The organism is Gordonia sp. NPDC003585, from assembly GCF_040610755.1.
Classification (GTDB): domain Bacteria; phylum Actinomycetota; class Actinomycetes; order Mycobacteriales; family Mycobacteriaceae; genus Gordonia.
The window spans coordinates 1-22680 of the sequence record NZ_JBEXMX010000065.1 but is presented as its reverse complement, the minus strand read 5'-3'; the positions used below and the strand labels follow the sequence as shown (position 1 = coordinate 22680).

Annotated in this window: 16 protein-coding genes; 7 read left to right on the top strand and 9 right to left on the bottom strand. The window is 65.7% G+C overall.

Going from position 1 to position 22680, the window contains the following annotated elements:
* Nucleotides 1–246: 246 nt before the first annotated feature.
* Nucleotides 247–1401, bottom strand: a complete 1155-nt coding sequence (locus tag ABZW74_RS17315; RefSeq protein ID WP_355277874.1) for a serine hydrolase domain-containing protein — start codon at nt 1399–1401, stop codon at nt 247–249.
* Between the two features lie 126 nt (nt 1402–1527).
* Here ABZW74_RS17315 and ABZW74_RS17310 point away from each other — a divergent pair, with 126 nt between their 5' ends.
* A complete protein-coding gene (locus ABZW74_RS17310; RefSeq protein WP_240860408.1) occupies nt 1528–2319 on the top strand; it encodes an oxygenase MpaB family protein in 792 nt (263 codons plus the stop codon).
* A gap of 11 nt (nt 2320–2330) precedes the next feature.
* On the opposite strand, the gene ABZW74_RS17305 is transcribed toward ABZW74_RS17310, so the two are convergent.
* Nucleotides 2331–5582 carry a BTAD domain-containing putative transcriptional regulator gene (locus tag ABZW74_RS17305; protein ID WP_355277871.1) on the bottom strand — a complete coding sequence of 1084 codons (3252 nt, stop codon included), beginning with the start codon at nt 5580–5582 and terminating at the stop codon, nt 2331–2333.
* A 122-nt stretch (nt 5583–5704) separates the two neighbouring features.
* A complete protein-coding gene (locus tag ABZW74_RS17300; protein WP_355277869.1) occupies nt 5705–6409 on the bottom strand; it encodes an endonuclease/exonuclease/phosphatase family protein in 705 nt (234 codons plus the stop codon).
* 55 nt (nt 6410–6464) lie between these two features.
* On the opposite strand from ABZW74_RS17300, the gene ABZW74_RS17295 reads away from it, so the two are divergent.
* Both ABZW74_RS17295 and ABZW74_RS17290 read left to right on the top strand, forming a co-directional pair.
* A complete protein-coding gene (locus ABZW74_RS17295) occupies nt 6465–7247 on the top strand; it encodes a M15 family metallopeptidase (protein WP_355277867.1) in 783 nt (260 codons plus the stop codon).
* 114 nt (nt 7248–7361) lie between these two features.
* Nucleotides 7362–9011 (top strand): DUF222 domain-containing protein, encoded by a 1650-nt coding sequence (locus tag ABZW74_RS17290; protein WP_355277866.1) that lies wholly within the window; start codon nt 7362–7364, stop codon nt 9009–9011.
* Here ABZW74_RS17290 and ABZW74_RS17285 read toward each other — a convergent pair whose 3' ends face one another.
* The 4 genes from ABZW74_RS17285 to ABZW74_RS17270 form a co-directional block, all read right to left on the bottom strand.
* Nucleotides 9012–10595 (bottom strand): serine/threonine-protein kinase, encoded by a 1584-nt coding sequence (locus ABZW74_RS17285; RefSeq protein WP_355277863.1) that lies wholly within the window; start codon nt 10593–10595, stop codon nt 9012–9014.
* A gap of 88 nt (nt 10596–10683) precedes the next feature.
* Nucleotides 10684–11250, bottom strand: a complete 567-nt coding sequence (locus ABZW74_RS17280; RefSeq protein WP_355277860.1) for a hypothetical protein — start codon at nt 11248–11250, stop codon at nt 10684–10686.
* A gap of 234 nt (nt 11251–11484) precedes the next feature.
* Nucleotides 11485–12126 carry a GAP family protein gene (locus tag ABZW74_RS17275; RefSeq protein ID WP_355277896.1) on the bottom strand — a complete coding sequence of 214 codons (642 nt, stop codon included), beginning with the start codon at nt 12124–12126 and terminating at the stop codon, nt 11485–11487.
* Between the two features lie 22 nt (nt 12127–12148).
* Complete coding sequence (locus ABZW74_RS17270) at nt 12149–12583, bottom strand: nitroreductase/quinone reductase family protein (RefSeq protein WP_240860401.1); 435 nt, start codon at nt 12581–12583, stop codon at nt 12149–12151.
* Nucleotides 12584–12749: 166 nt separating this feature from the next.
* Here ABZW74_RS17270 and ABZW74_RS17265 point away from each other — a divergent pair, with 166 nt between their 5' ends.
* From ABZW74_RS17265 to ABZW74_RS17250, 4 genes are all read left to right on the top strand, one after another.
* Complete coding sequence (locus ABZW74_RS17265) at nt 12750–14213, top strand: AMP-binding protein (protein ID WP_355277858.1); 1464 nt, start codon at nt 12750–12752, stop codon at nt 14211–14213.
* A 103-nt stretch (nt 14214–14316) separates the two neighbouring features.
* Nucleotides 14317–16179 carry a DUF3556 domain-containing protein gene (locus ABZW74_RS17260; protein ID WP_355277856.1) on the top strand — a complete coding sequence of 621 codons (1863 nt, stop codon included), beginning with the start codon at nt 14317–14319 and terminating at the stop codon, nt 16177–16179.
* Nucleotides 16176–17588 carry an NAD(P)/FAD-dependent oxidoreductase gene (locus ABZW74_RS17255; protein WP_355277853.1) on the top strand — a complete coding sequence of 471 codons (1413 nt, stop codon included), beginning with the start codon at nt 16176–16178 and terminating at the stop codon, nt 17586–17588. Before ABZW74_RS17260 ends, ABZW74_RS17255 begins: the two co-directional genes overlap by 4 nt.
* Nucleotides 17589–17636: 48 nt before the next feature.
* The gene (locus ABZW74_RS17250; RefSeq protein ID WP_240860392.1) at nt 17637–18932 is read left to right on the top strand and encodes a helix-turn-helix domain-containing protein; all 1296 of its coding nucleotides are present in this window, start codon (nt 17637–17639) and stop codon (nt 18930–18932) included.
* 308 nt (nt 18933–19240) lie between these two features.
* Here ABZW74_RS17250 and ABZW74_RS17245 read toward each other — a convergent pair whose 3' ends face one another.
* Both ABZW74_RS17245 and ABZW74_RS17240 read right to left on the bottom strand, forming a co-directional pair.
* Entirely contained in the window at nt 19241–20968 is a 1728-nt protein-coding gene (locus tag ABZW74_RS17245; protein ID WP_240860390.1) for a DUF3556 domain-containing protein, read from the bottom strand.
* A gap of 139 nt (nt 20969–21107) precedes the next feature.
* The gene (locus tag ABZW74_RS17240; RefSeq protein WP_355277850.1) at nt 21108–22433 is read right to left on the bottom strand and encodes an LLM class flavin-dependent oxidoreductase; all 1326 of its coding nucleotides are present in this window, start codon (nt 22431–22433) and stop codon (nt 21108–21110) included.
* Between the last annotated feature and the right edge of the window lie 247 nt (nt 22434–22680).

Genomic DNA, 22680 nt, shown 5'->3' with positions numbered 1-22680 from the left:
ATGACCGACAACCCCAGAATGGCGGTGGCCACAAGCCATCGTCGTGCCAGTCGATCTCGAGTCTCGCGATCGCGGTCGGGGCGATCCCGAAGGTAGACGTAGGCCGCGATGACGGCGCAGGCCGAGGCGGCAGTGCCGAGGACGAGCAGGACGATGAGGAGGGAGATCAGCGTTCGTCACCTGCCCTTCGAGGCTCGTCGCTTGCGCTCCTCACACCTCAGGGAGCGGAGGGAAGCGGCCACGAAGTTACGGCACGGCCGCCAGGATCGCGCGGGTGTAGGCGTCGGAGCGGTCCGACCCGATGACGCCGGGACCCATCTTGTTCATCACGTAGGAGATGGTGAGTCGACGGTCCGGGAACATCACGGTCACCGATCCGCCCCAGCCACCCCAGAAACAGATTCGTTCATCCGGAAGGGATGGGACGGTCACCGGCTCGGGCAGCCCGAAGCCGATGCCGAAGCGCAACGGAACACCGAGGACAAGATCCACGCCGCGCGCCTGCTCGTCGAAGATGTGGTCGATCGTCTTCTCGGACAACAGGTTCACGCCATCGACCGACCCACCGCGAGAGATCGCCGACAGTGTTCGCGCCAGCGCACGGGCATTCGAATGTCCGTTGAGCGCGCCCATGTCGGCACGACGCCACGCAATGCTGTTGGCGGCGTTGGCACTTGCGACCGGACCGGTGAAGGTGCGGATCATCGGCGAGTCGGCGGGCACCGACGAGAAGTCGAGATCGAGCGGCGGTGGCGGGATGATCTCGGCGATCCGCTCGTCGTCCTCGGGCTTGGCCCCGATCTGGAGGTCGACGCCGAGCGGCCCGGCGATCTCGTCGGCGACGAACTGTTTGAGGTGCTTGCCGGTCACGCGTCGCACGATCTCACCGAGCAGATGCCCCTGGTTCTGCGCGTGATAGCCCGACGCGGTACCCGGCTCCCACCACGGCGCCTGCCGGGCCAGCTTCGCCACCGACGAGTCCCAGTCGTACATGTCGGCGATGGTGAACGGTTGATCCCAGCCCGACACCCCCGACGTGTGCGCCATGACGTGGCGCACCTCGATCGCTTCCTTGCCGTTCTGCGCGAACTCCGGCCAATAGGTGGCCACCGGCGAGTACAGATCCACCAGGCCCCGCTCGACCAGCATCAGCACCGCGAGGGCGGTGACCTCCTTGGTCGTCGACCACACGTTGACGATGGTGTCGCGGTCCCACGGCAGCGTGCGAGCCGCATCGCGGTGACCGCCCCACAGGTCGACCACGAGGTCGCCGTCGATATCCACGGCGATCGCGGCACCGAGCTCTTCACCCGACGCAAGTTGCTCGGATAGCGCGTCCCGGACGCCGGCGAAGCGCGAGTCCGCTTCGCCGTGTACCTCGATGTCGGCGCCATTGCCCACGTCGGTCCCCTCACTCGGTGATCCCCGCGTCTCGATGGTAGGTCGCAGTTTGGTGACCGGGGGCGAAACGGCGGCCAAGTCTGACTACAGTTGTGATCAGATAATCGGTCCGACGGGGGTGCCACGATGACCATCAGCAACGACGCAGATGTCACGCTCGACGAGAACTCACTGCTGTGGCGCTATCTCGGCGACCGCCGGTTCGTCATGTCGATCTGCCGGGCGGTCTCGCTGCAGATGCTGCACCCGTCGATCGCGTCGGCCACCCACGAGTTCTCGCTGGTCAAACGCCGTGTCTTTGTGCACAAGCAGCGCACGGCACCGTGCATCGTGCGGTCGGCGTACGACGCGGACTTCGACGAGGTGCGCATGATCCGCTACAGCCACGACGAGTTCCACGGCCAACGCCCCGACGGTCGGCGCTACCACGCGCTCAACCCCGACGTGTTCTTCTTCGAGCACGCCACCTACGTCGACGCCCTGTTCACGTGCGTCGATGTCTTCTTCGGCGGCCTGACCGAGCCAATGCGGGAACAGCTCTACGCCGAGACCTGTGAGTGGTATCGCCGCTTCGGTATCTCGTCGCGCGTGATGCCCGCGACCCTTGCCGAGTTCGACGAGTACTTCGCATATGCACTCGCGACCGAACTCGACCCCGAACCGGGCGTGGCCTGGTACCGCGATCAACTCCTGCGACCCGACTACTGGTTCTTCAAGAAGCTCCCTACCGCCGCAGTGCGGGCCATCCAGCACCCGGTCGCCGCCGAGTACCTGGGCATCACGCAGTCCGACGGAGACCGACGCGCCCTGAAGCGTTATGCAGCAAGACTTTCGGCGATCGACGCAGTGGCGCCGACACGCAACATCTGGCCGGACGAGGTGCGCGACAGAGTGATTGCTGCGCGGCGGTCGAAGTGACTGCCTGCCCCTCAGCCGATCCCGGCGAGATCGCGCGCGACCTTCGCGGACACTTCGCGTGCGAGCTCACGATGCCGCGCAGCCTGTTCGGATTCACCGACCAGCTCGGCGAGGTCGGCTAAGAGAAGGTCCATCGGGTCGAAAGCCACACTCGCAGCGTCTAATCCGGCGATCGAGCCGGACCACGGGAGGAGCTCGTCGTAGAGCTGTCTCGCTTCTTCGACCATGCCGAGGCGAATCAGTGCGCGGGCATGAAAGGCCTGGTTGCCGGTCCAGTAGTAGTCCCGGCTGATCGGCGGGTCACTCTCGGCAAGCGCACGTGCCTCGTCGACGCGGCCGGTGTCGAGCAGCGCGATCACCTGCGTCCACGCCACCGTCCGGGGTGCGCGCGCATAGATGGCGGCCAGGTCGTCGGCGATGGGGGCGATGCTGCCGCGGTGCCAACCGAGGCACACACCCGAGAGCACATGGAAGTCGGCGCCTGCTGGAATTCCTGCTCCCACAAGCTGAGCGGTGAGGGCAGCATAGATGATCTCGGCAGCGTCGAGGTTGCCGCGCAGCACCTCCAGCACGGCGCTGAACGACATGAGCACGATCGCCAACTGCCCGAGGCGCCCGCTCGTGGCGGTGCTCATCGCCAGTCGCATCTGCTCGATCGCATCGGGCAGGTCCGTTTGCGCGAGCCGAAGCATGAACAGGAAGAAGTGCGCGGCCGCCTGATAGGCGAGGCTTTTGGCTGCGCGCGCGGTGTCCAAGAACTCCTCGGCGATCACGGTGAATTCGGCACGATCGTCCGGTCCAACGGCGGTGAACACCCGGGCATTGAAAGCAGCACAGCGCAATTCGAGATCGTCGAGATCCCGAGCCAGTCGCAGCGCTTCGCGACCGTACTCGGCGGCGAGCCGTTCGTCGGCACTCTCGTACTCCAGCACGGCTGCCACCAACAGTGCCACGCGTTCGGCGCCGGTCGCGTCGGCCAGCGTTCGGTCGAGCGCCGATGCGATCTCTGTGTCCAGAACGCCTTTCGTCTGTGTTCCCCAGATCCACGGGGTGCGCCAGCAGGTCAATGCCTGCACCATGATCGCCCGGTCACCGAGCGATTCCGCGAGCAGGATGGCATCACGCTGGTTCTCTCGCGCGAGCGCCACATCGCCGCGGTGGGCCAATGCGGTGACCAGATTGCAGCGTGCCTCAACGAGTGCCGTCCGGTCACCGATCGGAGCCGACGCCGCGTCGTGCCCCGCGAGCAGATGCAGATCCACCGTCCGCTGCCACAACTCGACCGAGTCGGCAGCGAGCGCGGTGGAGAACCGTTGCCGGGCTGCTGCTTCGACGATCGGCAGTGCCTCGGCAACCGTCGCACCGGTGGCTCCGAGAGCGGCGTGCACGGCGAGTTCCTCTGTCGGCGCGCGGGTTTCCAGCTGCCGGAACACCTGCCAATGCATTCGTCGCCGGCGCAGGGTCGGTATCGCGTCGTAGACGACGTCGCGCATGAGGATGTGACTGAAGCGCACATCGTCGGATTCGACGGCCAGCAAACCTGCGACCACCGCGGTGTCGAGCGCGTCGAGCACCGCGTTCTCGGAACCGAGACTCACCGTGCACAGGCAGACCAGCGCGTCGGTGTCGGCGGTACGACCGGACACCGACAGCATCTCCAGCACCGCAACGGTCGCCGGCGGCAGTTGTTCGATGCGGCGCAACAACACTTCCCGCACACCGCGCGGCACTCCGGTGCGGGCATCCCCGCGGCCGCGTGACGCGATCAGCCGCGCGAGTTCCCGGACAAACAGCGGGTTACCGTCCGTGCGGGACCGCAGCAGGGCCATCGTCTCGTCGTCGACGGGGCGAAGCCCGGCCTCGCCCGCGACGGCCCGGATACCCGCATCGGTGAGTCCCGACAGCGCCAGATGGTCGGCCGTGACCGAGAGCAAAGCCGCACCGCTGGCCAGCAATTCGCCGCCGGCCTCCGACGGCCGGTACGTGGCAACGATGAGCACCGGCACATCGGCGAGCCAGGTGGTGAGCTGGCGCAGGATCTGCAGGGTGGCGCTGTCGGCGCGGTGAACGTCGTCGAGGACAAGCACGGTTCCGACGCCATCCGTCGGCGCGGACGCGCACGCATCGAGGACCTTTCGTGCGATGCGGAACGGGTCGTCGGTATCGATCTCCGCTCCGAGGCCGGTCAGGACCTCTCGCCACGCCCATGCGGTTGGCGCACCCTCGACCTCCGGGCAGTGCCCGATGGCAGTCGTCCACCCTTCCTCGCCCAGCCGGCGAATGACATGTTGGGCCAGAGTCGATTTCCCGCCGCCGGCCTCTGCGGTGATCCACACCAACCGCGCGCCGGACTGCAGTGTCGACGCGGCGTGCACCTCGACCTTTCCGAGCTCGGCCCGACGCGCCGCTTCGGGTCCTGTCCGTCGGGGAGCAGGGTCGACGCGGCGAGGTGTGGTGGCGACGGGCGCCGGCGCGGTTACCGACGCCGGTGCTCGCTGAATCCGCGAATCATGGTGCAAAATAGCCGATTCGAGTTCCCGCAAGGGCGGTGATGGGTCGACGCCGAGTTCGTCGGCAAGATACTCGCGCAGCGTTCGCAAAGTCTGAAGTGCTTGCGCCTGGCGACCGAGTCGGTATTGCGCGAGGGCGGTGAGCCGGAAGAGTTCCTCCCGGTCGGGGTGCACGTCGAGCAAGCCGGAAAGCGCGGCGAGAGCCTCGGCGTCCCTGCCGAGTTCGAGGGCTGTCGACGCGATCGCTTCGGTTGCTGCGAGACGCAATTCGGACAGACGGGCCACCTCGCCGCGGGCCCAGTCGTCCTCGGCGTGTGGGCCGAACGGCACGCCCTGCCACAGTTCCAGCGCCTCCGTGAGCCGGGTGTGGCGGATGCCGACGTCTGATTCGGGACAGCCCACGAGATCCTCGAAACGCCACAGGTCGACGGCCTCGCGCGGCAGTCGCAGGGCATAACCGGGCGCGTCGCTGACCAGGATCTGAGCAGGAGTGCGCGGCGCGCGACCGGGTTCGAGCACGCGACGCAGATTGGAGATGTGCACCTGCAGACCCGCGAGCGCCTTGGGCGGTGGTTCGCCATGCCAGAGATCGTCGATCAGCCGATCCGAGGAGACGATGTGCCCTCCCGCGGCGGCCAGTCGCGCCAGCACCGCGCGTTCGCGGCGGGACCTGATGACGGCTGTCTCACCGCCGACGGTCACCGACACCGATCCCGAGAGACGCATCGACACGGGGAAGTCCTGTGACGTCATGGGTGATCACGCACCTCGTGGAGCGTCGGGCCGGCAGGTGGTGATGAGCGTACCGGCGCGCAACGTTCGACGTGGGGCGGTTGGTCACGACACTGATGCGGCAAGCGACCCCTCGTGGCCGGTCACGTGCAGCGCAGACGGCACATCGCACCCGAATGGTCACTCAACCGGATGCCGTCGACACGACCCGGCCACGCAAGAAGCTCGACGCCCTCCATCGTGGACGCGATGTGATCGATCAGTGGACCATGCTCGACCTCTCCGGCGGTGTGCACGCGCCAAGGCGTCAGCAGATCCGTCAGACGTTCCGCTACTCGGATCGGTTGGCGTGCGCGAGGTATCCGCTGGTTGAAGTCGCCGGCCACCACTGTGGGAACCAACGGGTCGAATCCGGATGCGAGACCGGCGATCTGGTCACAACATTCGAGGTGTTCAGACCAATTGGTGGCGTCCTTGCGTCCGGTGGTCACGTGCGCACTCGCCCACGGAATACACACGGCCAGAATCTGAATCTCACCGATCGGAGTGTGGTTCCGAGCAGCCACCACGCGGCCTTTCCCGGCGCCCCGGTCGAGCCGAACGATGTCGGTCAACGGCCAACGCGACCACAGCAGAGTCTTGCGGCGATGGGCAGCTGCGTCATACCCCCAGTCGTCACCCGCATCGACGGCGTGCCCGCTGTCGGGTAGCAACCAGTGTTGCCCCTCGGTCACGACCCAGACGTCCGCGTCGACGGCACCGATCTGCTTCCGTACCGCCACACCCCTGCCGGAGTTCGGCGCCCATTCGGTGTTCCACGAGGCCACGGTGATGGTGTTCGCGTGCACATGGCAAGCCTATGACTCGACGCTCGTGCATCGGAGACGTGGTAGAAACACACCAATGCGTCGACGATCGGTTCTGCGGTTGGTCACCCTGCTGGTGGCCGGCACCGTCGCGGTCGGGTGCGCCAACGAAACCCTGTCGGAACGAACGGCTTCGGCGTCGCCGTCGCAGAACGTGAGCCCGTCGATCATCTCGCCGCCAGGCAGCGTCACTGCATCGCCGACGCGGATTCCGCCGGTGTCGGCCAACGCCCGGTCGGTCGGATTCATCGATGTACGCAGCGTTGTGCCCGATGCGCTGATCGATCTGCGGTATGCGACGACGAACAACTTTGTCGGGGTGCGGTTGTACCCGGCCAATGCACGCTGCCTGGTTCACCGGTCGATGGGTCCGGGACTGCGTCGTGCCGCGCAACAACTACGGCGCAGCAACGAGGTGTTGGTGTTCTGGGACTGCTACCGCCCGCATTCGGTGCAGCAGACCATGTACGAGAAGGTGTCGAATCCCGCGTGGGTCGCTGCGCCGGGGCCGTATTCGCGCAGTCACGAGTCGGGCAGGTCGGTCGACGTCACGTTGGCCGCGCGACGACCCGGCTGCCCGCCGAACCGGCGCATCGCCGACCGTTGCCTCGTCGAGATGGGTACCGACTTCGACTCCTTCACGCCTGCGGCAACCGCGTACGCGACCGACGGAGTCTCCGCGGTGGCACAACGTAATCGCGCAAGATTACGGTCGGCGATGTCCGCCGGCGGGCTGTCGGTGTACTCGGGCGAGTGGTGGCATTTCGACGGTGCCGGTGCGGACGTCCGACGACCGATCATCGACGTTCCGCCCTACTGAGCAGCCGCCAGAAACTCATCGAAAGAATTTTCGAGAAATCCCTTGCGCGGGCCGCTCGGAGCGGTTACTCTCGAACACAAGTTCGAGGGGACGGCTTTCGGGGGTGAGCATCGGATGACCACAACTATCGGCGGCACGTCACGCGCAGCGGAGTTGGTGGCGCAGGTCCATGCCCTGCTCGACGAGTTGGTCGAGGCTGATCTCACAGCGTGCACCGACGACGAGTTGGTGGAGGTCGCTGCCGCCCATGAGCAGGCTCTGGCTCGGATGACTTATGCCGGGGACCGGCAGCTGGTCGAGGTGTCGGATCGAGATCTGCCCCACCGCATGGGATATCGCAGCCCCACCAACTTCTTCAACGCCCGCCTGCGCGTGTCCGATCCGGGCCGACGCCGCGCCCAGATGGCCGTCACCGCCACCTTCCGCCAGCCGACCGGCGAAGAACGCGAACCCCGCTTCCCCGCGGTGGCCGAAGCGTTCGCCGAGGGCAGCATCGGACACGGACACATCCGCGCCGTGCTCGACACCCTCGATCAGATCCCGCACACCACCCCGCACGACGTGCAGGTTGCGGCCGAGCGGCAGATGGTCGACATCGCCAAAGAACACACCCCCAACGACATCGCCACCGCCGGACAACGCCTCCTCGGTCATCTCGACCCCGACGGCACCCTGTCCGACGACGCCGACCGCGCCCGGCGCCGCAATCTGTGGATGAACAAGCAACGCGCCGACGGCACGTCAAAGCTCACCGGCACGCTCGATCCTGTTCTGGCAAACCGATTTGCGACGATGTTGGCCGCGTGGGCGCAGCCCGGAATGAACAACCCACAGGACCCCGAGTCGCCGTCCGGGCCGTATGAGGATGCCGACCCCAACGTGGTGGCCGCGGCCGCTCTGCGGGACGGGCGGTCGGTGGCCCAGTGCAATCACGACGCGCTCAACGCGTTGTTGAAAGCGGTGTTGGAAGACGGTCTGCTCGGCACAACCCATCGCGGTCTGCCGATCCAGCTGATCATCAAAGCCAACCTGGCGGATTTGGTCCGGGGGTCCGGGGTGGCGACCACCGCCACCGGTGGGGTCATCCCGATCTCTGAACTGATCGGCATGGCCGGACAGGTGCAGCCGTGGCTGGCGATCTTTGATGGCGCGAAGCCCGAGCCGCTGTTCCTTGGTCGGGGTAAGCGGTTGGCCTCCATGGCTCAACGGTTGGCGTCGTTTGTTCGCATCGGCGGGGAGCGGTGTTCGGCACCGGACTGTGATCAACCGGCCACCCACGTTGAAATACACCACGCCAAACTGGATTTCGCGTTGGGCGGCAACACCGACATCACCGAACTGTATCCGGCTTGCCCACCGCATAACCGGCGAGTCGGGCCTAAACCGGGTCAGTTCACCACCTGGATCATCGAGGACGGCCCCGACGCCGGACGGTGCGCGTGGCGACTCAACGCCCACCCCGGCGCACCACCCAACCCTGCACGCATCCGCCGGATTGAGCTTGTCGAAATCAACCGCTTCCCCGACATCGCCGCCGGATTCACCGCACACCTCAACAGAGTGCGTGCGGAAATCCACGGGCCGCCGGACGACGGTGACACACAGGCAACCGAGGACAGTGTCGTCGGGCACTTCCGGCTGCTCGAAAACGCCCGCACGCGAAACGAACTCGCCCGACTCCAACTCCGACAAACCATCAACCCGGAATCAGTGATCGAGAATCGGCTCGTCGGGATGCTGGAAGAGCACCTCGGGATCGGTTAGTCACACGCGCCGCAGCGTCGCGTTGATGACGAACGTCCGGTTCTGCGACTGCGAGAAATAGCTGGAGTAGTACGAGAGCGAATCGTCGGAGATCGGGGTGATGGTGATCTCCGACGTGACGCAGGTGCCGCGGGTGATGTTCTCGGTCAGGATCACCGTCGTCCCCTGCCGAGACTTCTCGGTCCATGTTCCGGCGCAACCGATTTGCGGATACTCGACTGTGGCGGCGACCGGTTGATTCGACGTGATGGTGGCGACGACGTCGAAGCCCGTCTGATCTCCCGACACCGCACCACGCCAGGTTCCCGTCAGCGATGCCTCCGCAGTGGTCGAGGCGGTCGTCGGCGGTGACGTCTCCGTGACGGACAAACCCACGGTGGTGGGTGTGGTCTGCACCGCGGCGCTCGGTGTGTCGTCGGAACCACCGGTGAGAACCACCGCGGCAATCGCAATGGCCGCCACCAACACCACAACCCCGACCACCGCGGCCGCGATCAACCCCGTACGACGCGGGGGAGTGGGGCTCGGCCCACCAGGGGGCGGTCCGGTCGGCGGGCGGTTCCCCGGCGGCGGATAGGCCGGCGCCGGCCCACTGAAGTTGGGTCGCCCGACAGCCGTGGTGGGGCGCATCTCGGTCGGACGATACGCGGGTGGCGACAACACCGTTCGTCCCAGAGTTGTTGTCGGAGATGGCTTCTCATGCAACGCGGCAGATGCTGCCGCAGCCAGGTCGGTGCACGTGTGGAAGCGGTCCTCGGGCCGCTTGGCGAGCGCTCGAAAGATCACGTCGTCGAGTGCGACCGGTAGATCGGGACGCACCTCGGACAGACGCGGGACCGGCGCGTGTGCGTGCGCGCCGATCAGGCCGAGCTGGTCGGGCCGTGTGAAGACAGGCTGCCCGGCGAGCAACTCATACAGCGTGCAGCCGAGCGCGTAGACGTCGACCGCCGGTGTGAGCGGTGCACCGCCGAACATCTCGGGGGCCGCATAGTTGAGGGTCCCGATCATGTTGCCGGTGCCGGTGAGATCGGTGGAGTCGGTCATCAGACGGGCCACACCGAAATCACCGATCAGCGCCCGCCACGACCCTGCCTGCCCGGTGTTCAACTGCCCCGTCGCAACGCTCGCCCCTGCGGTCACAAGGATGTTGGCGGGCTTCACATCACGATGCAGAAGCCCCTGTGCATGTGCGTAGTCAAGTGCCGACGCGACTTGGGCGATGATCCCCACCACGGCGTCGGCCCGCAGGGGTCCGTCGCTGTCGCGGAGCATCGCCGCGGTGTCGGTGCCGTCGACGTACTGCATCGCGATCCACATGACGTCGTCCTCGACCCCGGCGTCCTGAACATTGACGATGTTCGGATGATCGAGGCGCGACGCGAGATCCGCTTCGCGTCGGAAGCGCTCCCGGAACGACGGATCGCCGCCGAGGGTCGACGCCAACACCTTCAGCGCCTGATTCCGCGGCAGGCGCGGATGCTGCACGAGATACACCGTGCCCATCCCGCCGCGCCCCAACGTCCGGATGACGGTGTACCCGGCGATCACGTCACCTGCCGCCAACCGCGTCCCGCTGGCACTCATGCTGACCTCCCTGTGTAGAGCATCGGCAATCACACAGAGAGTGTCACGTCAGTACGCAGGGATGCGTCCGAACGGACGACAGCAGACCTCAGCGGTGCGGTGGTTCGGCCAATCCGCGAGCCAATCCGACGCCGGCACCGATGCCCGCGCCGAGTGCTGTGAACGGGGCAGCGGTGGCCGCTGCACCGATGGCCGCACCCGCGATCGGACCGGCAACCAGGCCGGCCGGCAGGAACGGCACGCCGACGATCAATCCGGCGACACCTCCGACCAGCGCACCTGCGGCCGCGAGCGGAGCTCCGACGGTGGCCGTGGCGATGGCGGCACCTGCGGCGGAATCACCGACGACCGCTGCGGCCACCCGATCCGAACGGGCGGCGGGTAGGCCAACCGAATCGGCAGCAGTGGCGACCTGCGCCTCAGCGTCTGCTGCAGCGTTGTTCACCTGGGAGCGTTGTTGCGAGTTCATCCAATTCGGCGTTGGAGCCTGGAGATCGCCGATCCGCACCGTTCCGCGCGGCGCGACGATCGGACGGACCGGTTCGGTCCGCTGCGGCGCCCGGAACTTCGCCGGATCGAGGCGTGGCAGTGGCGCTGAGCGAGGAAGCGCACGCACACCAGGTCCGGTGCGATCGCCCGACTGGTGCACCGACACCGCAGGATGTCGGGCCGGTGCGGTGGTCTCGGCTGATGCCAGTCCGGCGCCGGCGAACGCCAGGACGGCCGGGGCCGACCCCGCAGCTACCCACCCCGCCCAACGGCGACGTTCGGGTGCGCGATGACGACCTCGCCTTGAGTTGCAACCACTTGATGACTCCACGATGACCTCCGGTTCTCGAGACTTCTCGTACGCCGGTGGTTCGGGTGGGAGGTCACCGCAGATGGGTGCTCACAGGATGGTGATGCCGTCGCCGATCAGTTTCGCACCGATGACCAGCAACAACACCGCCATGATCGGACCGTTGTGTTGGGTGAGCCATTGTTTGAGGTTGCCCAGAATATGTGCGGCACGGTCGCCGGCGCCGAAGTAGACGATCACCGGCGCGGCAACGCCGGCACTCGCAACCACGGCGAACACGAGCGAGGCTCCGATCGCCGCGCCCGTCGAGCCGGCTGCAGCAGTCGCGATCGCAGCGCCTCCCGACACCGCCAGGAGCAGGTTCTTCGGGTTGACCACCGCCAGCAACGCAGCGAGACCCGCGGCCTTGACCGGGGTGAAGGTGTCCACCGCGGCCATCCACTTGGGTGTCTCTGGCTCTGCGTCGTCGCGCGGACGGCCACGCCACTGCTTGACTGCCAGAGCTATCAACCCGAAGCCCAGTAGGACCTTCAGCCAGCCCTGCCAGGAAGACGGCGCACCGTCGTCGGACGAGGCAGAAACGGCGGCCAGCGAAACGATCACGGTCACCGCCGTGATCGAGAGGAACCAGGCCACCACGAAGGCCAGAGCGTTCACGCGCGCGTTGCCGCTGACCAACATCAGCACCACCGCGACGATCGGGAGTGGACTGATCATCACGCCGACAGCGATGGGCAGTGACTGCCCGATGGCATCACCCGTGTGGCGGCCTCAATTCGACGATGGCCAGCGGCCGGGACGTCTTCTTCTGGTAGCCGGTGTATCGGCCCTGGTTGACCTTATCCACGATCTCGAATCGCCGGGCGTAATCTGGGTCGTCGGGATAGGTCGGCCGAGCAACCACCTGTAGACGTGTGCGGCCCACCTGGATCTCGCAGTCCGGCTTGGCCTTCACGTTGGCCAACCAGCCCGGCGGCCTCGGCGAACCGCCGTTGGAAGCAACCACCAGGTAGGCGTCCCCGTCGCGGCCGTATGTCAGTGCACTACAGCGGTTTTCACCGGTACGACGCCCGACGGTCCGCAGCAGGAGCGTCGGATTGCCGAACAGCAGTCGGTGACCGACGAGCCCACCGGAATGTTCGTAGAGCCACTGGTGCGCCTGCAGCGTGCGGATGAAGAGCGATGCCATCACGGGGACCTTTCGCATACGAGCAACTGCGTCAAGTCTCGCAGCCGCGATTGTCCCCTCAGCACAATTCGGTCCCTGAACTCTGGCTTGGTAGGCCGTACCCAGCGCGTTCATCCGCACATAGTGTCCTGGATCACACCCCATCGTCACCGAAAGGGCAACAACCGTGACCGGTACCTACTTCGCCTGGGACCTCGCCCACCGCGGCGCTTCTCCGTGCGTCCGCGACGATTCGGTGGCGCTCGACTACGCCGCGTTCGCACGTCGCGTCGAAGCGGTCGCCGAGCAGCTGTCCCGCGAGGGTGTCGGTGCGGGCGACGTGGTGGCGACGTTCCTGCCGAATCGGGTCGAACTCCTGATCACGATGATGGCGGCCTGGCGGGTGGGTGCGGTTGCGACTCCGGTCAACCCGGCATTCACCCCCGTGGAAGCGGCCTATCAGCTGGATGATTCGGGCGCGCGGATCGTTGTGGGCGGCCCGGATGGCGCGTCGCCGGCACGTACCGTCATCGCACCGGAAGACCTGGCCGAACAGGCATCGCCGGACTGGCAGCCTCCGCAGAGTCCGGCACCTTCCGACGACGCGCTGCTCATCTACACGTCGGGCTCCACCGGCCGGCCCAAGGGCGTACGCCTGACGCACGCGAATCTGCTCTACATGGGATCGGCCATGGCCAAGCATCTTTCGCTCACCGAGCGCGATCACGCACTGCTGGTGCTACCGCTGTTCCACGTCAATGCGATCTGCGTCAGCTTCCTGGCTCCGATGCTTGCCGGTGGCCAACTGAGCATCACCGGAAGATTCTCGCCCGCGCGCTTCTTTGACGACACCGCACGACTACGCCCGACGTACTTCTCAGCGGTACCGACGATCTACGCGTTGCTGGTCTCGCAGCCCGGACTCACCGCGGATGCCGTTGCCTCCCTGCGGTTTGCGATCTGCGGTGCGGCACCGATCTCGAAGGAGTTGCTGGAGGTGGCCGAAAGCCGACTCGGCATTCCCATCGTCGAAGGCTACGGACTCACCGAGGGCACGTGCGCCTCGGCGTGCAACCCGGTCGACGGAGTGCGCAAGCTGGGCACAGTCGGCCCCGCCCTGCCCGACCAGCACATCGCCATCGTCGATGCGGACGACAACGAGGTACCGACCGGCGAGATCGGTGAGGTGGTCATCACCGGCCCGAATGTGATGCGCGGCTATCTGAATCGACCCGAGGCGACCAGCAGCACGGTGATTGACGGACGTCTGCACACCGGCGATGTCGGACGGCTCGACGCCGACGGCTACCTGACCATCGTCGACCGGATCAAGGACATGATCATCCGAGGCGGAGAGAACATCTATCCCAAGGAGATCGAGAACGCACTCGCCACCCATCCCGACGTGCTCGAAGTCGCGGTCGTCGGAATGCCCGACGACCTGTACGGCGAAGTGCCGGTCGCGTTTGTCGTTTCCTATCCCGATCGGATGATCACCGAGGGGCAGCTCATCGCGCACATCGCTGGTGCGCTGGCAAAGATCAAGTTGCCCAGCAGTATTCACGTGGTCGACGAGCTACCGCGCAACCCCGTCGGAAAGATCGACAAGCCATCTCTACGGAGCGGCCTCAAGGACCCGCTGCCTACCTGAGCGAACAAAGAGAAGCCTCCGCGACGCCGGCCTGGCGTCGTGGCGATACCCCATACCCCGAACACCCATCCCCATACCCAAATCAATTGAGGAGAGATCTGCCATGGGATTGACCCAACCCGACTTCCCGCCGGTCGACCCGGCGACCTTTCTGGACAAACCGTTCCTCGAGCGGCTGCGCATCCTCGGTGCGCATTGGGCCGAATACGGCTTCGGCACACCGAAAATGGTGCACCTGATCTATCTGGTCAAGGTGTTCGTGTTCTACGCCGGCGTCGGCATCACCATCGCCACCCTGACGTCCGGCCTCAATCCGCTGCACGTCGGCGAGTGGTGGAACGAGCCGATTGTCTATCAGAAGGCCCTGTTGTGGACGGTGCTGGTCGAGGTCCTCGGCATCGGCGGTTCGTGGGGTCCGCTGGCCGGGCACTTCAAGCCGATGACCGGCGGATTCCTGTATTGGCTACGGCCGCAGACGATTCGTCTGCCACCGTGGCCGGACAAGGTGCCGTTCACCCGTGGTGACACCCGCACGCCGTTCGACATCGCGGTCTATTCGCTGATCTTGGTGAATCTGGTTGTGGCCATCGTTCTTCCGGGTGTGAGTTCGACGTCGCTGGACTCCGTGGTCGCCGACAATGCTGGTCTGGTGAACCCTGTACTGATGTACCCGCTCATCCCCTTGATGGTGGTGATCGGATTGCGCGACAAGGTGATCTTCATTGCTGCGCGCTCGGAACAGTACCTGCCGGCGATCGTCTTCTTCGGCTTCCTGCCCTTCGTGGACATGATCATCGCCCTCAAGTTGCTGATGGTCACGGTGTGGGTCGGGGCGGGTGTGTCGAAGATGGGACATCACTTCTCGATGGTGATCCCGCCGATGCTCTCCAACACACCGTGGTTGGGCAGCAAGGCGATCAAGCGCGCGCACTACCGCAACTTTCCCGAGGACATGCGGCCGTCGAAACTGGCCGGTGGCGTTGGCCATGTGCTGGGCACCATCGTCGAGATCGTCACCCCGCTGATCCTGTTGTTCTCCACCAACAAGTGGCTCACCCTCGGGGCCGTCGCGCTGATGGTGTGCTTCCACCTGTTCATCCTGTCGACGTTCCCGTTGGCGGTGCCGCTCGAATGGAATCTGCTGTTCGCGTTCGCCGCGATCTTCCTCTTCTGGGGCTTCCCGAACTGGGACGGCTTCGGCCTCACCGAAACGTCGATGCCCTGGGTGATGGTGTTGATCGCTGCCGCCCTGTGCTTCTTCCCGATACTGGGCAACCTGCGACCCGACCTGGTGTCGTTCCTGCCGTCCATGCGCCAGTACGCGGGCAACTGGGCGTCGGCCACTTGGGCGTTCGCGCCGGGCGCCGAGGAGAAGCTCGACGAGTTCGTCGTCCGCGGTGCCAAGAACACCCGCACGCAGCTGCTCGCCTCCTACGAACCGGAGGTGGCCGACGTGGTGATGCATCAGATGATGGCGTGGCGGTCGATGCACAGTCAGGGTCGGGCGCTGTTCTCGCTGATGATGCGTCATCTCGGCGACGACATCGACACCTACACGCTCCGGGAGGCCGAGTTCTCGTGTAACTCGCTGGTGGCCTTCAACTTCGGCGACGGGCATCTGCACGACGAGAAGATGATCGCCGCGCTGCAACGACGCTGCAACTTCGCTCCGGGTGAGTTCACGATCGCCTGGATCGAATCCCAGCCGATTCACCGGGGAACACAGCGGTTCAAGGTGATCGACGCGGCACTCGGCGTCATCGAGACCGGCACCTATCGGGTTCGCGACGCGGTCGGCGAGCAGCCGTGGCTGCCCAACGGGCCCATCCCGTTCGAGGTGGACTGGACGCTGGACGTTGACGCTCGCCGCGCCGTCACCGATCCTGAGGTGGTGCGTGAACCGCAGATGCGCTCCAACGGTGTAGCTCAGACCGGAGTTCAGACCCCCAACAAGGTGGGTCAGTGACCACTGCTGTGGTGGTCGGCGGCGGGCCCAACGGGCTCGCCGCCGCGCTCACGCTCGCCCGTGCGGGCGTGGAGGTGACGCTGCTCGAGGCATCCGACGAGATCGGCGGCGGTGCGCGTTCGGGTGAGCTGACGGTGCCCGGGGTCATCCACGACCACTGCTCGGCCTTCCATCCGTTGGGTGTCGGCTCGCCGTTCTGGGCCGAGGTGGGACTCGATCGTCACGGCCTGACGTGGCGGTGGCCAGAGATCGACTGTGGACATCCGCTCGACACGGGCGAGGCAGGTCTGCTGTACCGGTCGATCGAGGCCACCGCTGCCGGCCTCGGCGACGACGGACGCCGATGGGAGTTGATGTTCGGGGACCTCGCACGCAACTTCGACGCCCTCGGCGAGGATCTGCTGCGGCCCATCGTCAACGTGCCGCATCATCCTCTCCGTCTCGCCGCATTCGGCCCGCGTGCCCTGTTGCCGGCGACCGTGGCGGCACGCTGGTTCCGCACGGAGACGGCGCGGGCGCTGTACGGGGGCATCGCCGCGCACGTCTACACCCGTCTCGACCGACCGCTGACCGCGTCGCTGGGCCTGATGATCGCGGCGAGCGGACATCGCTTCGGCTGGCCGGTCGCCGAAGGCGGATCGGGCGCGATCACCGCGGCAGCGGCCTCGGCGCTGCGCGATGAAGGCGGCAAGATCGAGACCGGTGTTCGGGTCAGTGCTCGCGCCGACATCCCACCGGCCGACCTCGTGCTCCTGGATCTGTCTCCGGCACAGGTGCTTTCGATCTACGGCGATCGGATGCCGGCCCGGATTCGACGCTCCTACAACAAGTATCGGACCGGATCGTCGGCCTTCAAGGTCGATTTCGCCATCGACGGCGACATCCCCTGGACCAACCCCGATCTCGTCCGCGCCGGGACTGTACATCTCGGCGGCGACTTCGACGAGGTGCGCCACACGGAGACCCAGCGGGCGCAGGGCGTCATGGTCGAGAGGCCCTTCGTGCTGCTCGGCCAGCAATACGTCGCGGACCCGACGCGCAGCAACGGCTCCATCAATCCGATCTACGCCTATGCGCATGTACCCAATGGCTATGACGGCGACGCCACCGAAGCGATCGTCGGCCAGATCGAGCGGTTTGCCCCGGGCTTTCGTGATCGGATCGTCGCCACTCACAGCACCACTACCGCGCAGATGCATTCGTATAACGCCAATTTCGCGGGCGGAGACATCATCGGCGGAGCGAACGACGGGTTACAGCTGCTCTTCCGTCCACGGGCCGCCGTAGATCCGTACGCCACCGGTGTCGACGGGGTCTACATCTGCTCGCAGGCCACTCCGCCCGGCGCCGGTGTGCACGGTCTGTGCGGGCACTTGGCGGCGCTGTCGGGTCTTCGGCGAGTGCGATGACGGGGTGAGTGCCATGACGGGGACGTGTGCGATGACGGGGCGGGATCGATGAGCGGATCGAATGCGGGGCAGCAGGCCCGCGACCGTCTTGCCGAAGTGCCGATGAGCGCGAACGCCGACGTCCTCGAGCAGGTCGCGATCATCGCAAAGCAACTGCGGGAGAACGAGCCCGAGCTCGTTGCCGATCTCTCGGCGATGATGGCCCGGGAGATCGATCAGCTCGATACCGATCCCAAGCTGGTTGAGATGCTCGGCGCCAGCGTGCACGGAAATGTCTCCACGATCATCCATGTGCTTGCCAACGACATTCCGGTGGGACACCTGCAACCCACCACGGCGGCAGTGGAATACGCCATGCGTCTCGCCCAGCGCGACGTACCGTCGAACTCGTTGGTGCGCGCATATCACCTCGGACAGAACAGCGTCATGCGGTTGTGCTACCGCATGATCGAGGAGTTGTCGCTCGACGCTGACATGGCGATGGCGGTGACCCGACACGTTTCGGACGTGATCTTCGGCTACATCGACTGGATCACCCTCTACGTCTTCCAGGCATATGAAGACGAACGACGACGATGGTTCGGCACCGAGGGAAATGTGTTGTCCTCGACCATCCATCAGCTGCTGGACTCTGCCGATCCCGACGAGCGCTCCTTCGAGCGGGAGACCGGGTATCGCCTGGCGCAGAATCATCTTGCGGTGATCCTGTGGACACCCGACGACAAGGCGACAGACCTGCGGCAGCTGGATCGCACCGCCCGCGACATGGCGAGCCGGCTCCTACCGGAGGGCCCGCCGGTCATCACCGCGGTCGACCGATCGACGATCTGGATGTGGGTGCCGCTCGGCAGCCGGGCGCGCAGCGTCGACGCCGCGGAGGTCATGCAGAGAGTTCGCGTACCGGCGGCGACGCGAATCGCAATCGGACTGCCCGCCGGTGACATTCGCGGATTTCGTCGCAGCCACGAGCAGGCTCGCGCCGCCTACGCCATCGCGACGTTGCCCGGTGTGTCGACTCCGGTGGTGGGCTTCGGGGACCGAGGGGTTGCGGTGGTGTCGATGCTCGCCCAGGATCTCGAGACCACCCGTGCCTGGGTGCGTGAAGTCCTGGGAAGCCTTTCGGACGACTCCCCGAATGCGGCGATGCTGCGCGAGACACTGTCGGTGTTCCTGGCCACCAAGGAAAGTCACCTGCACACTGCCGAGCAGCTGAACTTGCACCGCAACACCGTCAAGTACCGCATCGGAAAGGCTCTTGCGGAGATCCCTTCCGGCCGTGATCGACTCGATCTCGCGGTTGCGCTGCTCGTGTGCGAATTCCTCGGTCCGGCCGTGCTGGCTTAGCCTGAATCCGTCGAAGAGTTCGGTGACCAACCCTCTGAACTGGGCAAGTACGCTTCCGTCGTTGCCGAAGAATCTAGGGGAAGAACTTCCTCCCCTAAGCTCCAAGAGTAGGGGAAGAACTTCTTCCCCTACTTTTCGTTGCGGACCAAGGCCGGACGAACATCCTCGTCCGAGTGCGCGTCAGCGTGTCGCGAACCCAGAAACCGCGTGTCTGGTCAGAAACCCGAGGCGCATCAGCGGCTTCTGACCGCAACTGAGGTTCCTGGCAACAAGTGCGGTTTCTGCGACGAGGCCACGGTCTTCCCAGCTCAGTGACCCTGCCTCCAGGTGACCGTGACCGGCACCTCGTCGTCCCACGGCTGACGGGTGACGAGATCTGCCACCTTCACATATCCGCGCTCGAACTCGCCGGTCGCGGCGTCGACGAGGCGGTACTCCTGCGTCTGTCGGTGAATCGGTTGCGCGTCGAGCAGGACGATCCGAACCTCACCCGGTTCGAAATGACAACGGCGTTGCAATGATTCGATGAGCTGCTCGTTGGAGAGATGACCGTCGCCGAAGTTCCAGCCCATCGCCGTGCTGCAAATCCGCTCACCATCGGTGAGAACGTATCCCGTCTCGTCGGCGGGGGACATCGCTCGATGCGCGAGCGTGAACAGCGCGCGCCCATGACTGTTGAAGGCGCGGAACGCATATCCCATGTACAGCGGGATCTGCGCGGCTTCGGGACTGCCGTAGAAGCGTTCGAGCTGGGCGGCCGGCATCGACGCGATCGCGACGATCCCGCTCTCGATCTTCGCCGACGCCGACGGTTTGATGCACCACAGTCCGGTGTCCCAGTTGCCCGCGTAGTAGCGCATGCCGGGCAGGAAGGACACCTTGCGGGGGAACAGATTTCCCACGATGACGGTGCCCGCGCACGCGGCGAAGAGCAGTATCGGCCACGGCGAGGTGAGATCGTCGAGCCCGATGTCGGCGTGACCGACAAAGATGGTCACGACCCCGAACATCATGAAGACGTTCCACTCGAGCGGGACACCCATCGGGATGGCCGACAGGATGCCGAAGTGGAAGATCAGCATGATGCATGCGGCGACGGCAGTGACCCAGCCGCCGTGGGAGAAGAACAGCACGATCGGGACGAGACCCTCGATGGCGGTAGAGAAGTGGGCGATCCAGCGCGCCCGACGCCCCGGTCGTAGGTCATCGGGGAAGTCTTCGAAGAACTTTCGCTTGATCGCCGGCGATCGCATGATCGGATTGTTGGACATCATCGTCGCGATAACGAACGGGAAATGCTTGTTCAGTTTCGACGTCGCGGCACCAACCCAGATGACGAGGAAGACGAGCTTGGCACCGATGATCATGTCGACACCGGCGAACAGGAAGGTCACACAGAACGCGCCGTAGACCTCACCGCGTGCAGCCAGGAACACGGTCTTGTCCCGTAGTCCGATCACGGCCAGCAACGCCACGATCGTCCAGATCTGCCATACCGGCAGTAGCCCGACGGATGAGTCGAGGTCGGGGATTGCGCCTGTTCCCGGACTGAACAGCGCGATCACGATCATCACCAGGAGGGCGCCATAGACCACCACGTCGAACGGTTGCCGGGTGTCGCCGGAGGTGAGCGGGATGTGTGGCCACGGTGGTTGCCGGATGGTCTTGCGCCGCAACCAGTAGAGGATCGAACCGAGTGGCGGGAAGAAGCGGTTGTTGAGCGGGCCGAACCCGCAGCCGAGGCCGACGACCTCGAAGAGCATCGTGTACAGCACGACCTTCTGGAAGACGATTGGCTCGTTGTACCAAGCGGTGACGTCGAAGATGCCGTCGATGCCCGGGGTGCTGATCACGATCAGCCACCCCACGACGATGTACGCGACGATCTTTCCGACGTAGAACAGGTGCAGCGCCACCGGCGTGCCGAAGCCGACCTCCGCCCAATGCCGGGCCATCGGTCGGATCTTCTCCGCCCGCGTCCCCTGGCTCCACGTCGGGAAGTCGATCTCCGGAGTGTTCTGCTTCAGGAATCCCACCCGAGTGAACCTAACAAACCAAGCAATCGCTTGGTCGGGGATTCGGTTGACCCGCCCCTGGCTGAGGGCGGCGATCTCAGGGAGCGGCGTGCGCCGCGGCCACCTCGGCGAATGCGCCGCGGTACCGTGCCGCGGGGTGTCACTCCGGGAGGCGGTCGCGCCCGGAGAGCTTGAAGCGGGCAGTGCCCGGCTCGTAATCGCGCTTGGCGAGCCCGCGGTCGCGCAGGACCGGCAACACGTGCTCGGCGAAATCGACGTAGCTGTCGGGGATGGTGGCGTTGATGACGTTGATGCCGTCCACGCCGGCGTCGCGCCACTGTTCGAGGCGGTCGGCGATCTGCTCCGGTGTCCCGACCACGCGGCCGCTACGGCTGCGGAGTTCGGCGAGGTCGCGGACCGTGGGCTCGCGATCGGGCACTGCCTCGCGCAGCCACAGCAAGGTGCTCTGCGTGCCTTGCGTCTTGATCTCGCCGATGGGGGTGTCGAGGTCGTAGAACCCGAGATCGAAGCCGAGCCCGCCGGCCGAGTGGGCGATGATGGTGCTCGGATCGATGTAGTCGTCGAGTTCGCGCGCCTTGCGCTTCGCCTCCTCTTCGGTGCTGCCGATGACGAACGAAAGACCCTGGAAGAACTGGATATCCGACGGATCGCGGCCGGCTTCGGCAGCGAGCCGGCGGGTATCGGCGGTGAGCGCCTGCGCGGCAGCAGGATTGGGGGACACGATGAACTGCGCCTCGGCGTTGCGCGCGGCGAAGCGCCGTCCGGTAGGGGAGGACCCGGCCTGGAACAGGACCGGCGTGCGCTGCGGCGACGGCGCCACAAGGTGCGGACCCTCCACCCGGTAGTGCGCTCCGACGTGGTGGATCTTGTGGACGCGGTCGAAGTCGGCGTGGATACCCGATTCCTTGTCCTGGATGAGCGCGCCGTCGTCCCACGACCCCTCCCACAGTTTGTAGACGACGTCGACGTACTCCTCGGCCCACGCGTATCGGTCGTCGTGCGCGGTGATGCCGTCGTAGCCGAAGTTGCGCCACGCATTGCTCGACAGACTCGTCACGATGTTCCAGGCAACCCGACCGCCGGTGGCGTGGTCGAGCGTCGAGATCTTGCGGGCGAAGTCGAAAGGATGTTCCTGCAGAATCGAACTCGTGATCGCGATACCGAGGTGTTCGGTGTGCGACGCCAGGGCCGACGCGAGGACCAGCGGATCGTTGCTGGGGATCTGTAGGCCGGAGTCGACGAACTTCTTCCAGTCGCCCTGGTAGTCGTCGTATAGGCCGACGACGTCGGCGAAGAAGATGAAGTCGAAACGCGCCTGCTCAAGGGTTTTCGCCAGCTCGATCCAATGGGTGAGGGAATTGAAGTCGGTCTGTCGTGCCTCTGGCGCCCGCCACGCCCCGTGCAGGATGTGGGACGTCGTATTCATCACGAAGGCAGCAAGATTCAACGGCTTGGCATCAGACATGGCCGCGAGACTACGCATCCCCTGCTAGCCCCTGTCGACTTCAGATCACCATGACAGCAAGCGGTGCCGGGTGGAGCGGTCCCGCATAGCCTGTGTCCCCAGTCGGGCTGTGCCATGACGTGGCCGGCCATTTCCGTTCCCCCCAAATTCCATTCACCGAGGAGTTTCCTGTGTTTGACCCTGTGCGCCGTTCGCGAGCGCTGCTGGCTGTGGCGCTGTCGGCGTGCGCGCTGCTGGCCGCGTGCGC

Excerpts from the sequence above, each read along its gene's own strand:
- ABZW74_RS17285 (WP_355277863.1), bottom strand. The coding sequence starts at position 10,595 with ATGAGTGCCAGCGGGACGCGGTTGGCGGCAGGTGACGTGATCGCCGGG.
- ABZW74_RS17250 (WP_240860392.1), top strand. The coding sequence starts at position 17,637 with ATGAGCGGATCGAATGCGGGGCAGCAGGCCCGCGACCGTCTTGCCGAA.
- ABZW74_RS17310 (WP_240860408.1), top strand. The coding sequence starts at position 1,528 with ATGACCATCAGCAACGACGCAGATGTCACGCTCGACGAGAACTCACTG.
- ABZW74_RS17290 (WP_355277866.1), top strand. The coding sequence starts at position 7,362 with ATGACCACAACTATCGGCGGCACGTCACGCGCAGCGGAGTTGGTGGCG.
- ABZW74_RS17305 (WP_355277871.1), bottom strand. The coding sequence starts at position 5,582 with ATGACGTCACAGGACTTCCCCGTGTCGATGCGTCTCTCGGGATCGGTG.
- ABZW74_RS17260 (WP_355277856.1), top strand. The coding sequence starts at position 14,317 with ATGGGATTGACCCAACCCGACTTCCCGCCGGTCGACCCGGCGACCTTT.
- ABZW74_RS17270 (WP_240860401.1), bottom strand. The coding sequence starts at position 12,583 with ATGGCATCGCTCTTCATCCGCACGCTGCAGGCGCACCAGTGGCTCTAC.
- ABZW74_RS17240 (WP_355277850.1), bottom strand. The coding sequence starts at position 22,433 with ATGTCTGATGCCAAGCCGTTGAATCTTGCTGCCTTCGTGATGAATACG.
- ABZW74_RS17295 (WP_355277867.1), top strand. The coding sequence starts at position 6,465 with ATGCGTCGACGATCGGTTCTGCGGTTGGTCACCCTGCTGGTGGCCGGC.